The 12,547-nt window shown below is 67.5% G+C and carries 14 protein-coding genes; 5 read left to right on the top strand and 9 right to left on the bottom strand.

Features of this window, described 5'->3' with window-relative positions:
- Positions 1-244: 244 nt before the first annotated feature.
- From AB4Z55_RS13685 to secA2, 6 genes are all read right to left on the bottom strand, one after another.
- Positions 245-757, bottom strand: a complete 513-nt coding sequence (locus AB4Z55_RS13685; RefSeq protein WP_004022163.1) for a bifunctional nuclease family protein — start codon at positions 755-757, stop codon at positions 245-247.
- 161 nt (positions 758-918) lie between these two features.
- Positions 919-1,605, bottom strand: coding sequence for a MerR family transcriptional regulator (locus AB4Z55_RS13680; protein WP_004022164.1), 687 nt, complete (start codon positions 1,603-1,605; stop codon positions 919-921).
- Between the two features lie 41 nt (positions 1,606-1,646).
- Positions 1,647-2,099: a glycogen accumulation regulator GarA gene (gene garA / locus AB4Z55_RS13675; protein WP_086536550.1), complete on the bottom strand. Its 453-nt coding sequence runs from the start codon at positions 2,097-2,099 to the stop codon at positions 1,647-1,649.
- Between the two features lie 316 nt (positions 2,100-2,415).
- The gene (gcvH, locus tag AB4Z55_RS13670) at positions 2,416-2,820 is read right to left on the bottom strand and encodes a glycine cleavage system protein GcvH (RefSeq protein ID WP_004022166.1); all 405 of its coding nucleotides are present in this window, start codon (positions 2,818-2,820) and stop codon (positions 2,416-2,418) included.
- A gap of 21 nt (positions 2,821-2,841) precedes the next feature.
- Positions 2,842-3,471, bottom strand: coding sequence for a CDP-alcohol phosphatidyltransferase family protein (locus AB4Z55_RS13665; protein WP_239399135.1), 630 nt, complete (start codon positions 3,469-3,471; stop codon positions 2,842-2,844).
- The gene (gene secA2, locus AB4Z55_RS13660; RefSeq protein WP_369519889.1) at positions 3,468-5,909 is read right to left on the bottom strand and encodes an accessory Sec system translocase SecA2; all 2,442 of its coding nucleotides are present in this window, start codon (positions 5,907-5,909) and stop codon (positions 3,468-3,470) included. Before secA2 ends, AB4Z55_RS13665 begins: the two co-directional genes overlap by 4 nt.
- A gap of 152 nt (positions 5,910-6,061) precedes the next feature.
- On the opposite strand from secA2, the gene AB4Z55_RS13655 reads away from it, so the two are divergent.
- A complete protein-coding gene (locus AB4Z55_RS13655) occupies positions 6,062-7,612 on the top strand; it encodes a hypothetical protein (RefSeq protein WP_369519888.1) in 1,551 nt (516 codons plus the stop codon).
- Between the two features lie 21 nt (positions 7,613-7,633).
- Here AB4Z55_RS13655 and AB4Z55_RS13650 read toward each other — a convergent pair whose 3' ends face one another.
- Positions 7,634-8,848 carry a hypothetical protein gene (locus AB4Z55_RS13650; RefSeq protein WP_369519887.1) on the bottom strand — a complete coding sequence of 405 codons (1,215 nt, stop codon included), beginning with the start codon at positions 8,846-8,848 and terminating at the stop codon, positions 7,634-7,636.
- Positions 8,849-9,012: 164 nt separating this feature from the next.
- Here AB4Z55_RS13650 and AB4Z55_RS13645 point away from each other — a divergent pair, with 164 nt between their 5' ends.
- The 4 genes from AB4Z55_RS13645 to AB4Z55_RS13630 are packed head-to-tail and all read left to right on the top strand — an operon-like array spanning position 9,013 to position 11,547.
- Entirely contained in the window at positions 9,013-9,429 is a 417-nt protein-coding gene (locus tag AB4Z55_RS13645; RefSeq protein WP_004022171.1) for an META domain-containing protein, read from the top strand.
- Positions 9,426-10,409 carry a malate dehydrogenase gene (locus AB4Z55_RS13640; RefSeq protein ID WP_064570098.1) on the top strand — a complete coding sequence of 328 codons (984 nt, stop codon included), beginning with the start codon at positions 9,426-9,428 and terminating at the stop codon, positions 10,407-10,409. The genes AB4Z55_RS13645 and AB4Z55_RS13640 overlap by 4 nt, the downstream gene beginning before the upstream one ends.
- 11 nt (positions 10,410-10,420) lie before the next feature.
- Positions 10,421-11,251: a polyphosphate kinase 2 gene (gene ppk2 / locus AB4Z55_RS13635; protein ID WP_239399146.1), complete on the top strand. Its 831-nt coding sequence runs from the start codon at positions 10,421-10,423 to the stop codon at positions 11,249-11,251.
- On the top strand, positions 11,251-11,547 hold the full coding sequence (locus AB4Z55_RS13630) for a DUF503 domain-containing protein (RefSeq protein ID WP_004022174.1): 297 nt from the start codon (positions 11,251-11,253) through the stop codon (positions 11,545-11,547). The genes ppk2 and AB4Z55_RS13630 overlap by 1 nt, the downstream gene beginning before the upstream one ends.
- On the opposite strand, the gene AB4Z55_RS13625 is transcribed toward AB4Z55_RS13630, so the two are convergent.
- Positions 11,528-12,115, bottom strand: coding sequence for a mismatch-specific DNA-glycosylase (locus AB4Z55_RS13625; RefSeq protein ID WP_369519886.1), 588 nt, complete (start codon positions 12,113-12,115; stop codon positions 11,528-11,530). The genes AB4Z55_RS13630 and AB4Z55_RS13625 overlap by 20 nt on opposite strands.
- A gap of 40 nt (positions 12,116-12,155) precedes the next feature.
- Positions 12,156-12,524 carry a VOC family protein gene (locus AB4Z55_RS13620; RefSeq protein WP_369519885.1) on the bottom strand — a complete coding sequence of 123 codons (369 nt, stop codon included), beginning with the start codon at positions 12,522-12,524 and terminating at the stop codon, positions 12,156-12,158.
- Positions 12,525-12,547 lie beyond the last annotated feature (23 nt).

Here is a 12,547-nt window from a genome sequence, read left to right as displayed (position 1 = left end):
GTCCACGTCCACAGTACGCGGTCCAGGCTGTTTCCGGTCGGCCGATCATCTTCATCGGCCCGTGTCCGGTGCTCGATGTCGCTGATGACGCTATGCGGCGGATGACCGGGGATCAACGCGACTCGCCACGACACTGAACCTCAACTTGAGATCGAGACAATCGGTGACCGGCCGGTGTCGATTCTGTGATCTGGCTTTCGGCTGCACAGCCGGCAAGTCTGCTCCGACCTATGGAACGAACCGCTCAGGCCCCGCTCGCCTTGAAGTCGTCGGGCGAGACGTTGTCGAGGAACTCCTTGAACTTCTCGACCTCGTCCTCTTTGACCTCGTCGGCCTGCGCCTCGGGCGCCTCGTCCGAGTCCTCGTCCGGGATGAGCAGGCCGGCCTCGGCGAGCACCTCTTCGTCGGCGATGATCGGGACCTCGGCGCGCATGGCGACCGCGATCGAATCCGAGGGCCGCGCCGACACACGCAGATCGCCGGTGAAGATCATCTCGGCATAGAAGGTGCCCTCTTGCATGTCCACGATCCGGACCTCGAGCAGGGTCTGCCCGAACTCTTTGATCAGGTTGACGATCAGGTCATGTGTGAGAGGGCGGGGAGGCTCGATCCCCTTCTGTCGCAATGCAATCGACGCCGCTTCGCTCTGGCCGATCCAGATCGGCAGGTAGCGTTCGCCGTCGACCTCACGCAGCAACAACACCGGCTGACTCTGCGGGGGTTCGACCCTGATGCCCACCACACGCATCTCGCTCATCTCGCACCTCCCAGACGCCTTGTACGGCGCTCGATTCAGTGACCTCGACGCTACACCGACTGAGTGAACAGCGGCGGCCGACTCGCGGCGGTCTTCCGACGGTCGTTGCTGTTCAGTCCGGTGCGACGACGCGCACCGGAGGCCGACGACGCGCCGGGAATTCAGTCCAGCGCGCCCTTGACCGCAGCCTTGACCAACTGCGTGTGCAGCGTCACCGACAGCGCGGCGATCTCGCGTACGAGTTCCTCGGCGCGATCCCGCGCACCCGTGCCCTTGCCCTTCGCGATCGGGCCGGCGATCTGGGCGACCAGACCCGCCTCCCGATCCGCGGAGACCTTGAAGGCCCGCAGATGGCGGGTCTCGAGGCCGTAGCTGGCCAATGCGGCCGCCGCCTCGACGAGCCGCACCGCGTCCTCGTCGAAGAAGCCGGCCGGGCCGGCGATCAGCAGACCGTTGCGCTGCAACTCGGTGACGAACGCCGAGTCGACGCCGGTGCGTTCGATCAGCGTCTCGCGCGACACACGCCCGGCTCGAGCACCGAAATCGGTGGCCGGCGCCACGGTCCCCCGGGCCGCGGAGAGCACCCGCGTCCCGCCGGGACCGAAGCCGCCGTTCCCGTTGTCGATCGCGTCGAGTTGTTCCTTGATCACCTTGAGCGGGAGATAGCGATCCCGCTGGGCGGTCAGCACGAACCGCAACCGATCGCAGTCGGCCTGGCTGAACCGCCGATACCCCGACGGTGCCCGTTCCGGGGTCACCAGACCCTCCGACTCCAGGAATCGGATCTTCGAGATCGTGATGTCGGGGAAGTCATCACGCAACTGGGCGAGGACCGTGCCGATCGACATCGATCCTTCGCCGCGGGGGGCCGTGGACGCCGTCACGGGTGTCAGGCGTCTGCTTCGTCGCGGGGACCGCTGAGGAAGACCAGGCGGAACTTGCCGATCTGGACCTCGTCGCCGTTGCTCAGGGACGCGGTGTCGACCGGTTCCCGGTTGACATAGGTGCCGTTCAGGCTGCCCACGTCGACGACCTGAAACTCGTTGTCGCCGAGACGGAACTCGGCGTGACGACGACTGACGGTCACGTCGTCGAGGAAGATGTCGCTGTCGGGGTGTCGACCGGCCGAGGTGGTCGGCTGATCGAGGAGGAACCGCGACCCGGCGTTGGGTCCTCGCTTCACGACAAGCAGCGCGGTCCCGGGAGCGAGTCGCTCGACCCCCGTGTCGGCCGGCTCACTCGAGGTGCTGGTCCCGGCGTCGAGTTCGTTGATGAACTCCTCCCGGAACACCGATGTGGTCTCCACCGGCGCCTCGAAGTCCCTGTCGTTTTCGCTCACCACTTCTCCTTCGTCGTCGTCAGTGCCAACCGCATAGTCGTCAACCGCGTCCTCGGAACCGTCGGAACAGCCCGGGACGATGCCCGCCCGATGTCACCGCGACGGCCGGTCGAATCTACATGACTTGTGCGGCCGGGTAGTTCTCGGCACGAGATCGTGAGCATCGGTGTCACGCCGCGCCTCGTTCCCACTGCCGTAACCGTACCGGTCATGCCGATCGCACCGGCGGGCGAGTCGACTCCGGCAACGACGATCATATCGTTCCGAGAGCCGTCAGCCGGGTCGATCGGGTCACCGGCCGCTCGCGGCCGCCGGGAACTCACCCCTCGATGACGGCGCGGTACCCCGCGGCGTCGAGTACCTCACCCAGGTGTTCGTCGAGGATCGCCTCGTCGGCGGCTTCGATCTCGACCAGCCAGCCCTCCCCGTACGGGTCGGAGTTGACCAGTTCCGGCGATGCGTCGAGCGCGTCGTTGACCGCCGACACCGTGCCCGCGAGGGGACCGAAGATGTCCGACACGCTCTTGGTCGACTCGACCTCGGCGAACGACTCCCCGACCGTCACCTCGGCGCCGCTCTCCGGCAACTGCACGAACACCACGTCGCCGAGGGCGTCCTGCGCGTAGTCGGTGATCCCGACGCGCACCGTGGTCGGCCCGAGTCGCTCGATCCACTCGTGCTCCGCGGTGTAGCGCAAGGTCTCTGGCACTTTGCTGTCGGTCACGCGAACCCCTTTCGTTCTCGGTCAGACCCTGCTGTCTGCCGAGGCGCCTGCCGGGTGACGCGGCGGCATGCGCCGCACCACCAGGATCGTCTGATACCAGTACAGGACGAAGGACCACAGATACAGTCCGACACCCCAGATCATGAAAGCCCAACCGATCGGGTAAGCGATGGTTCCCACGATCGAATCGAGTTGTCCGGCAAGAAGCCACGGGAAGGCACTCATGAGCGCGAACGTCCCGGCCTTGCCGATGTAGAGCACCGGGAGCGCCAGCACCCCGCGCGACCGCAACAGCGGCGCCGACGCGAACAGCAGGACGTCCCGCGCGATGATCACACCGATCAGCCACCACGGCAAGAACTCCCGGATGCCGAACGCGATCGGGATGATCACGATGTAGAGCCGGTCGGCGGCCGGATCCAGCAGCGCGCCGATCCGCGACGACTGATCGAGCAGACGCGCGATCTTCCCGTCGGCCCAGTCGGAGAAGCCGGAGAACATCAGCACGGCGAAGGCCCACCCGTCCGCCTTCTCGACGAGCAGCAGCCACACGAACACCGGGATGAGTGCGAGCCGAAGCACACTCAGCGCGTTCGGGACCGTGACGATCCGGTCCGGAGCCGGCGTGGTCGCCGCCTCCGGCTCGGTCACCGGAAGATCCCGATGATGCCCTGCAGTGTTTTCGCTCCGCCCGAGGAGAACAGATTGTCGTGGACCATGTAGGTCCACGTGGTCGTCGAGCGGTGCAGATCGGCGGAGCCGAGGTCGACGCCGTCGGGGGTGATGTCGGCCTCCCGGAACGTCTCACGCGCCTTCGTGAGCGCCGCGCCGGGGAGGTCGGCGAACTCGGCGAGGATCAGCCGATGGAACTCGTCGAGCGGGCTCTCCTTGCCCAGCGACCGCAGGTGGATGCTCGCGCGCACGTCGGAGACGAACGCGAGATGGTCGGCCCAGGCGCGGTCCAGATGGTAGAGCACGATCTCGCGAGCGACCTGCGACAGCACCTCCCGGGAGACCGGTGACACCGCCCGGGCGGTGCCGGCCATCGTCGGGTCGGCCTTCGTCGGGTCGGGCTCGGTCGTGTCGGGCTCCGTCGTGCCGGGGTCGGCGTCGGACTTGTCGCTGTCGGACTTGTCGCTGTCGGCCGTGTCGGTCGTCGTCTCGCCGGTCAGCTGCGCATAGCGTTCCGGTTCCAGATCCGCGAGCTCGTCGAGTGCGACGTCGGTGGTGAGGATCTGCATCCGGCGTTCGACGATGATGTCGCGCTGCTGGTTGACCAGCTTGTTGTAGCGCCAGGTGTTCGCGTGGAGTTCGAGCATCACGCCCTCGGCGATCCGCTGGGCCTGCTCGATGAGATCGATGCCCTTGCTGCCCATCGAACCGTCTTCGTTGGGCGACACCGGGTCTCGTTTGAACGCGAGGTTCTTGGTGACGACCGGGTCCTCGAGACTCGAGAAGAACACCGACGTACCCGGATCACCCTGACGGCCGGCGCGACCGCGCAGCTGGCTGTCGAGTCGCTCGGTGTCGTGCCGGCCCGTTCCGACCACGCACAGCCCGCCGAGTTCGATGACCTCGTCGTGGGCGTCCGCATCGTCCTTGGAGCCGCCCGGGCGGATGTCGGTGCCGCGGCCGGCCATCTGGGTCGACACGGTCACGGCCCCCCGCGCACCGGCCTCGGCGATGATCTTGGCCTCTTCCGCGTCGTTCTTCGCGTTCAGCACGACCGACGGCACCCCCGCCTTGTCGAGGAAGTACGCGAGTTCTTCGGACTCGGCCACGTCGTGGGTGCCGATGAGGACCGGCTGTCCGGTCTCGTGGATCTCCTTGACGTAGGCCACGATCGCCTCGACCTTGTTGGCCTTGGTGTCGTAGACCCGGTCGGGCAGGTCGGTCCGGACGTTGGGGGTGTTCGGCGGGATCTGGGAGACGCGCAGTTCGTAGAACTGCCGGAACTGCTCGCCCGCGGCGAGCGCGGTGCCGGTCATGCCGCACACCTTCGGGTAGCGGCCGACGAGCGCCTGGACGGTGATGGTGTCGATGACCTCGCCCGAATCGGTTTGGGTGAGACCCTCCTTGAGCTCGACCGCGGCCTGCACGCCGTCGGGCCAGCGCTGCAGCTGTGCGACCCGGCCGCGTGAGGCGTTGATGAGGTGCACCCCGCCGTCGCGCACGATGTAGTGGATGTCGCGCTCGAGGAGGTAGTGCGCGTGCATCGCGATGCTGACGTGCACGAGGGTCGTGCCGACGTGCTCCTCGCTGTAGAGGTTGATACCGCCCAGTTCTTCCTCGACGAACGCCGCACCCTCGTCGGTGAGGGTGACGTTGCGACCCTCCGCGTCGACCTCGTAGTGCTTGTTCTTCATCCGCGACACGACGTCGTGGATCGCCTCGTCGGGCACCTCGGTCTCGGTCGACCCGGCGAGGACCAGCGGCACCAGCGCCTCGTCGACCAGAACCGAGTCCGCCTCGTCGATGATCGCGACGTCGGGTGTGGGCGACACGAGGTCCGATTCGGACAGCGCGAGCTGATCTCGCAGGACGTCGAAGCCGATCTCGTTGACCGACCCGTAGGTGACGTCGGCGTCGTACGCGCGGCGACGTTCCTCCCGGTCGGAGTTCTCCGACACCGCGTGCACGGTGATGCCGAAGACCTCGAAGAGCGGCTTCATCCACTCCGCGTCGCGGGTCGCCAGGTAGTCGTTGACCGAGATCACGTGGACCTGATGTCCCTGCAGCACATGACCGATCGCGGCGATCGCGCCGGCGAGCGTCTTGCCCTCACCGGTGGCCATCTCGACGATGTCGCCCTCGAGAAGGCGCAGGGCACCCTGCAACTGGACGTCGAAGGGTCGCAGGTCGAGGGCGCGGTCGGCGGCCTCCCGGACCAGGGCGAGGAACTTCGCGCGGTCGGCCGGCTTCTCGGTGATGTCGAGTTTCTCGGCCTCCGCGCCGAACGCGTCGTCGGCGAGGTCGGCGGCCCAGTCGGTGTGGGCTTCGGCGTCCTTGATCACTCCCAACGACTTCGACTGATTGCGAGTCGACTGGGCGCCCAGAAGTCGCCACATGCTGTTGCTCAGCTTTCCCACCGAAACATTTCTCCTGATCGTTCCCGGTTTGCGTCGCGACCCGCCCACTCTCGGCGGCCAGGTCAGCAACAACGGTACGCGGCCGCTGGTCGACCGAGGACGCCGACATTATGATCAGTCCACCGATTCGGCTCGAGGACTAAGGACGGCCCATGACCAGGACTCGCCGGAACAGGGTTCGACGCCGCCTCGTCCGGGCGGTGGTCGCCGGCTCACTGATCGCGGTGGGTGTGGGCCTCGGTGCGTTCAACGACTGGTGGGTGGCGCTGTTCTTCGGCATCCCGCTGGTGTTCGCCGGTATCGCGATCAGTCCTCGCGCATCGCGGGTGTCGGAGCTGCCGGAATTCAGGCGAGCCACCTCACCCGACGCCCCGCAGGTCGAGGTGGAGGCACTCACACGCAGCAGCCTCACGGCCGACGACGTGCAGCCGACGATGGTCACCGCGACCATCAACCCGCCGGACGACACCGCGTATCGGGCCCGCTGGATCACCTCGATGACCAAGGGCAACTTCCAGTCGCTGACCGACACCCCGTTCACGGCCCTGCCGCCGGACGCACTTCCGCCGCGGGATCAGACCGACACCCCCGAGTTCGACGATCAGCCCGGGCGCTGGGCGCTCGCGTACCCGGCGGTGACCCTGTTCGTGGCCGGCGCACTGCTGTTCGGCGTCGCCGGCGGGTGGCACGTGGAGGGGCCCTCGCTGTCCGGCTTCGACTCGGCGGTCGACTCCGACGACGGGCCGTCCACCGAAGAAATCGAAACGAGCCTCGCCGACCGGCACCGCCGAATGATGGATGCAATCATCGAGTACGCGGGCCCTCAGGGCCTGCGTAACGTGCTGCAACTGAACTACCAGTTGGACTCTTCGTCTGACAGCGCCCGCATCTTCGATCCAGCCACCGGCCGCGCGACGATCATCAACATCTCGGACAACTACTCGAATCGCTCGGTGGTACCCAACTCGGATCGTGCGAACAAGACTTTCGACGCGGCCGCCATCGATCCGGCAAATCTGCGAGCCATTGCAGTGTCGATGCACGACGAAGTGATACCCGTCGCACCGGACTCGGTCCTCACCTCGATGACGATCTCGCGTCCGGTCCCCGGCGGCCCCGTCATCCTCGACGGTGACATCGACAGTCACGACGAGACGATTCGCGACGTCGAGATCCAGGCTCGACCCGACGGATCGGTCGCCGAGTTCTTCGACCCCGCGGACTTTGACAGGTCCTTCGAAGTGGCTCGGAGAGAGCTGGTCGCGGCACGCGTCCCCCTGGACGCGCCCGTCATCGAGGAGTTCGTGATCCGTGGGACCGCTCACAACACAGGTGGAATCGACGCCAGCGCCATTCAGAACAGCGGTGGCGTGTTGGTCGACTACACCTTGCCGAACCGCAGCGGCAAAGTCGTTGTTGTGCCGGGTCACTTCCCGGAGGTCACGAATCAGCCGGGCCGGAACCGTCCCGCCGGTTTCGCGTTCGACGCGATCTCACCTGAACTGTTCGACGCGGTGCGCAGAGACGCGATGGAACGCGGCTCGATCCCCGACTACGACCGCGACGCCGTCACCATCGAGATGTCCGACCCGCCATTCTTCGATGACATTCCGTTCGCCATCCGAATCGACATCGCGAACTCGGAAACTGCCGAGGGTCTGTATGCACCTGACGGGCGGTTCATCAAGCAGGGTCATTACTGACGGTGTGCTGTCCTCACGCCCTCACACCTTCGGCGTACCCGCTTCGAGCGCCCTTCTCGTGACCGCCTGCAGCTCGGCGACCGCCGCCTCGGGTGGGTGGAGCACCCCGCGATCGGTCATGGTGCTGACGATGTCGCGGACGCGACCGTAGTAGGTCGCCTGTTCGGCGGGCGTACTGCTGGCGGCTGCGTGGTTGTACAGCTTGAGCGCGCGATCGAGGTCGTCCTGATCGTTCTGCTCCAGGTAGCTCGCGCCCACCCGCCGGCCGTTCTTCTCACAGGCGATCCAGGCCCGCCGCAGCCGGGCGACCGATTGCTGATAGGCGTCCGCGCGCGAGCGGTTCCCCGGGTACTCGTCGGTGCGCAGGGTCATCGCCTCGTCGAGAGCGAGATGGAAGGTCTGTGTCTGGTCGACGGTCACGTCGGTGACGGCCGGGTACCGCAGCAGCATGGCGGGATCGAGTTCATAGGTGCCGTAGGCGCCGAGGACCTCGTCGTGGCGACGCGCCGCTTCCTCCCACAACCGTTGCGCCGCTTCGTCGGACCCCGCGTCGGCGATCCGTGGACCGCGCGACGGCGGCCGCGTCAGGTCGACCGGGTCGTCCGCCGCACCACTCGCCTCGGTGCCCGGTTTCGGCCCGGACGGCGTCGCAGCCTTCTTCTTGGTGGCGACCCGTTCGGGAGCGTGCCGCCGAAGGCGGGCCAGGATCTCCGCCACCGCGGGGTCCCCCTCGACCACTGCCACCCGCCAGAAGTCCGTCTCCGATGCGGAGTCGGCGCCGTTCTCGCGGTCACGTCGGGTCGCCTCGGCGGCGACCGGCTTTCCGTCCTGTGTCGCGAAGGTCAGCTTGAGGTACTTCTGACCGAGCACCGTCAGGTGCCGGGCGCGTTCGCCCGTCATGTCCGAGGTGGCATCGGCCGGCCCGCCCACCGCGACCGTGACCAGCGAATCGAGCGGATAGCTGACGAGCGTGCGGTCCTCGTTGCCGAAGTAGACCGCGTCCTCGTCGACGGTCAGCAGGACAGCACCTCGTTCGCCGAGTCGCCCGTAGGCCGCGCCGAGCAGCGACGCCACGAGCGCCCCGCCGACCACCGCCGAGGTGACCAGGCCGTCGACGCCGGCGACGTTGAGCGCCACGAGCGCGACCATGCCGGCGACCATGAGGAGCCAGGCGGCGGTCGCCGAACGATGGTGGCGACCGGTCAGGAACTCGGTCCGGCAGGTCACCGGGACCATGGAGCACCCACATTCGTCATATCCATACCCCTGTCCGGTCGGCTACCGTTGTGCACGTGAGTTCCGGCGAACGCCGTCAACCGGCGCAGAGACGTCAACCCGTATCGGGACGTCGATCCGCACACGACCGTCACCCAGCCCGCGAACACCGCATCAGCTTACGCATGGCGCTGCTGCTCAGCGCGGTGATCGTCGCCCTCGGTACGACGATCGTCGGCACCGGCTCCGCATCCGCCGCTCCCCCGGTCCCCGGCTTCGTCGGCAAGACCTACACCTCGACGGCGGTGACCGGAGAGCAGATCCCCGGTGGCGGGCCGCTGGAGGTCAGTTTCCCCGCCGCGAATCGGATCGCCCTGTCGGCCGGCTGCAACCGGCACATCGGCGACCTCCGCGTCGACAACTCGCTGCTGCGCCTGGGCTCCCTCGCCTCGACGATGATGGCCTGCCCCGGCCCGCGCGCCGACGCCGACGCCTGGGTCACCGAGTTCACGAAGGAACCGCTCACCTGGTATTCGGTGGGCCACGCCCTCGTCCTCGTCGGGCCCGCTGCGCAGGTCCTCCTCACGGAGAAGCCCGCGTGACCCGACGGATGCCCGTGACGGTGACCGTGACGGGCGCGGCCGGCAGCATCGGATACGCGAGTGTGTTCCGCATCGCCGCCGGCGCGATGCTCGGTCACGACCAGCCGGTCGCACTGCGGCTCCTGGAGTTGCCGCAGGCGATCTCCGGTGCGGTGGGCACCGCCATGGAACTCGACGACGGGGCCTTTCCCCTCCTGACGTCGGTGGACGTCCTCGATGATCCGCGCAAGGCGTTCGACGGCGCGAGTTTCGGACTGCTCATCGGGGCCCGACCGCGCACCAAGGGCATGGAGCGCGCCGATCTGCTGGCCGCCAACTCCGACATCTTCGCCGCCCAGGGCTCGGTGATCAATGAGGTTGCCGCGGATGACATCCGGGTGATCGTCGTGGGCAACCCCGCCAACACGAACGCCGCGGTGGCCGCCGCCCACGCCCCCGAGGTACCGGCCGAACGGTTCACGGCCCTGACCCGTCTGGATCACAACCGCGCGATCGCGCAGCTCGCCCGACGCACCGGCGCCGGCGTCGCCGAGATCAGCCGGGTCACCGTGTGGGGCAACCACTCCGCGACTCAGTACCCGGACATCTTCCATGCTCGGGTCGGCCATCGGAGCGGCTCGGACATCGCCGCCGACCGTGACTGGCTGGTCGACGACTTCATCCCCACCGTCGCCCGGCGCGGCACCGCGATCATCGAGGCCCGTGGATCGTCGTCGGCCGCTTCGGCGGCGAACGCCGCGATCGACCACGTCCACGACTGGGTTCTCGGCACCCGTCCGGACGACTGGACGTCGGTGGCGTTGCCGTCGCCCGGCGTCTACGGAATCCCCGAGGGACTCGTCTGCTCGTTCCCGGTGCGTTCGGTCGACGGCCGGTGGCAGATCGTGGAGGGTCTCGAGATCAACGACTTCTCCCGGGCCCGCATCGACGCGTCGGTCGCCGAACTGCAATCCGAGCGCGAGGCCGTCCGCACCCCGTAGTGTTTCTGCTCATGTCGAAGAAGGACAAGGCGAAGCAGCCCAAGGTCGGGAACGAGGTCTACGAGGCGGAACTGTTCCGGTTGCAGACCGAGCTCGTGAAGCTCCAGGAGTGGGTCCGCGAGAGCGGCACTCGCGTCGTGGTGATCTTCGAGGGGCGCGACGCCGCGGGCAAGGGCGGAACGATCAAACGGATCACCGAGTACCTCAGCCCACGGATCGCGCGGGTCGCCGCATTGCCCGCCCCGACGGATCGTGAACGCGGGCAGTGGTATTACCAGCGGTATGTCGCGCACCTGCCGGCTCCCGGGGAGATCGTGCTGTTCGACCGGTCCTGGTACAACCGGGCGGGCGTCGAGAAGGTGATGGGCTTCTGCACGCCCGAGGAGCACTCACGGTTCCTGCGGCAGACGCCGATCTTCGAGCAGATGCTTATCGACGACGGCATCCTGCTGCGCAAGTACTGGTTCTCGGTATCCGACGACGAGCAACTCAAGCGGTTCCGGTCCCGTATGAACGACCCTGTGCGGCAATGGAAATTGAGTCCGATGGATCTCGAGTCGGTGTACCGGTGGGAGGAGTACTCGCGCGCCAAGGACGAGATGATGGTCCACACCGACACCGCCCTGAGTCCATGGTACGTCGTCGAATCCGATGTGAAGAAGCATGCGCGGCTGAACATGATCTCGCACCTGTTGTCGACCATCGACTACACGGAGGTCCCGCGTCCCAAGGTGACCCTCCCCAAGCATCCGATCGAGTCGGGCAACTATCACCGCCCACCGCGTTCGTTGTCCAAGTACGTACCCGACCACGTGGCGACGCTGATCCGCACCGATCACTGATGTGGATCGGGTTCTGCGAGTTCGACTATCTGCTCGGCGATGTGCACTCGCTCAAGCAGAAGCGGTCGGTGGTACGGCCGATCGTCGCCGATCTCCGTAAGCGGTACACGGTCTCGGCCGCCGAAGTCGGTCACCTGGACGTGCATCGTCGGACCGTCATCGGGGTCAGTGCGGTGGCCGCCGACCGCGGACATGTCGTCGACGTGCTCGACGCGGTCGAGCGGTCGGCGGCGGGTCATCCCGAGGTGGAACTGCTGTCGGTGCGGCGCCGGGTCGTCAGCTCGGAGGACTTCTGAGGTCGTCGACGACCCCGGCGGCGACCGCGGCCCGTCGGTAGGCGGCGGCCAGGGTGTCCACCGTCTCGTGGGCGTTCAGTCCGCTCGGGTTCGGGACCACCCACAACTGCGCGCCGTCCCACGTCTCGTCCTGCCGTCCCGCCACCGCGTCGCGGTGGCCGAACGCACTGCGATAGGCGGTGATACCGGCGACCGCGACGACGCGGGGGGCGATCACGCGGACCCGCTCACGCAGGCGGCGTCCGCCGTCGCGGAACTCGTCGACGGTCAGTTCGGCGGCGGTCGCGGTGGCCCGCGACACCACGTTGGTGATTCCCACGCCGCGGTCGAGCAGCAGGGTCCGATCGGCGTCGGACATCCCCCGGGAGGCGTCGATCACGTGGTCGACGATGCCGGCCCGGGCGAGCGCGGGGTAGAACCGATTGCCCGGGCGGGCGAAATGCGCTCCGGTGGCCGCCGTCCACAGCCCCGGGTTGATCCCGACGAACAGCAGCTTGCAGTCCGCACCCACGAGGTCGTCGACGGTGCGGTCCTGGAAGGCGAGCAGTTCGGCTCGGGTGAAACCCATCAGCGCCGTCCGGCGTACGCCCGGCGGACTCTGCGACGTGTCAGGATGCCGCCTCCGCGTCGTGCCTGGCCGACACACAGAACTGGTTGCCGTCGGGATCGGCGAGCGTCACCCACGCGAACCCGGGCATCTCACGATCGGCGATCCGGGTCGCGCCGGCGGCCACGAGTCGGTCCACCTCCGACTCGAGATCGTCGGTCGTCAGGTCGAGGTGGATGCGGTTCTTCCCGGGTGTGGGGTCCTCGACCTTCTGGAACGCGAACAGCGGCGCGCCCTCCCCGACCGCGACGACGACGAAGTACCCGTCGTTGTCCTCGACGATGCGGCCGCCGAGCTGGTCGGCCCACCACGTCGCCAGCGGCGCCGGTGCAAGCGCGTCGACGGTGATCATGCCCAGTGCGAGAGTCATGGCTGTCAAGCTACTCCCGACCG

The sequence above is a fragment of the Gordonia sp. ABKF26 genome (assembly GCF_041103195.1).
In the GTDB taxonomy this organism is placed as follows: Bacteria; Actinomycetota; Actinomycetes; order Mycobacteriales; family Mycobacteriaceae; genus Gordonia; species Gordonia terrae.
This window is presented reverse-complemented; position numbering and strand designations above follow the sequence as displayed.

Coding starts and splice junctions, on each gene's coding strand:
- AB4Z55_RS13685 (WP_004022163.1), bottom strand. CDS start 757: ATGAGCGAGATGCGTGTGGTGGGCATCAGGGTCGAACCCCCGCAGAGT.
- AB4Z55_RS13680 (WP_004022164.1), bottom strand. CDS start 1,605: ATGTCGATCGGCACGGTCCTCGCCCAGTTGCGTGATGACTTCCCCGAC.
- AB4Z55_RS13655 (WP_369519888.1), top strand. CDS start 6,062: ATGACCAGGACTCGCCGGAACAGGGTTCGACGCCGCCTCGTCCGGGCG.
- AB4Z55_RS13650 (WP_369519887.1), bottom strand. CDS start 8,848: ATGGTCCCGGTGACCTGCCGGACCGAGTTCCTGACCGGTCGCCACCAT.
- AB4Z55_RS13645 (WP_004022171.1), top strand. CDS start 9,013: ATGGCGCTGCTGCTCAGCGCGGTGATCGTCGCCCTCGGTACGACGATC.
- ppk2 (WP_239399146.1), top strand. CDS start 10,421: ATGTCGAAGAAGGACAAGGCGAAGCAGCCCAAGGTCGGGAACGAGGTC.
- AB4Z55_RS13630 (WP_004022174.1), top strand. CDS start 11,251: ATGTGGATCGGGTTCTGCGAGTTCGACTATCTGCTCGGCGATGTGCAC.
- AB4Z55_RS13625 (WP_369519886.1), bottom strand. CDS start 12,115: ATGGGTTTCACCCGAGCCGAACTGCTCGCCTTCCAGGACCGCACCGTC.
- AB4Z55_RS13620 (WP_369519885.1), bottom strand. CDS start 12,524: ATGACTCTCGCACTGGGCATGATCACCGTCGACGCGCTTGCACCGGCG.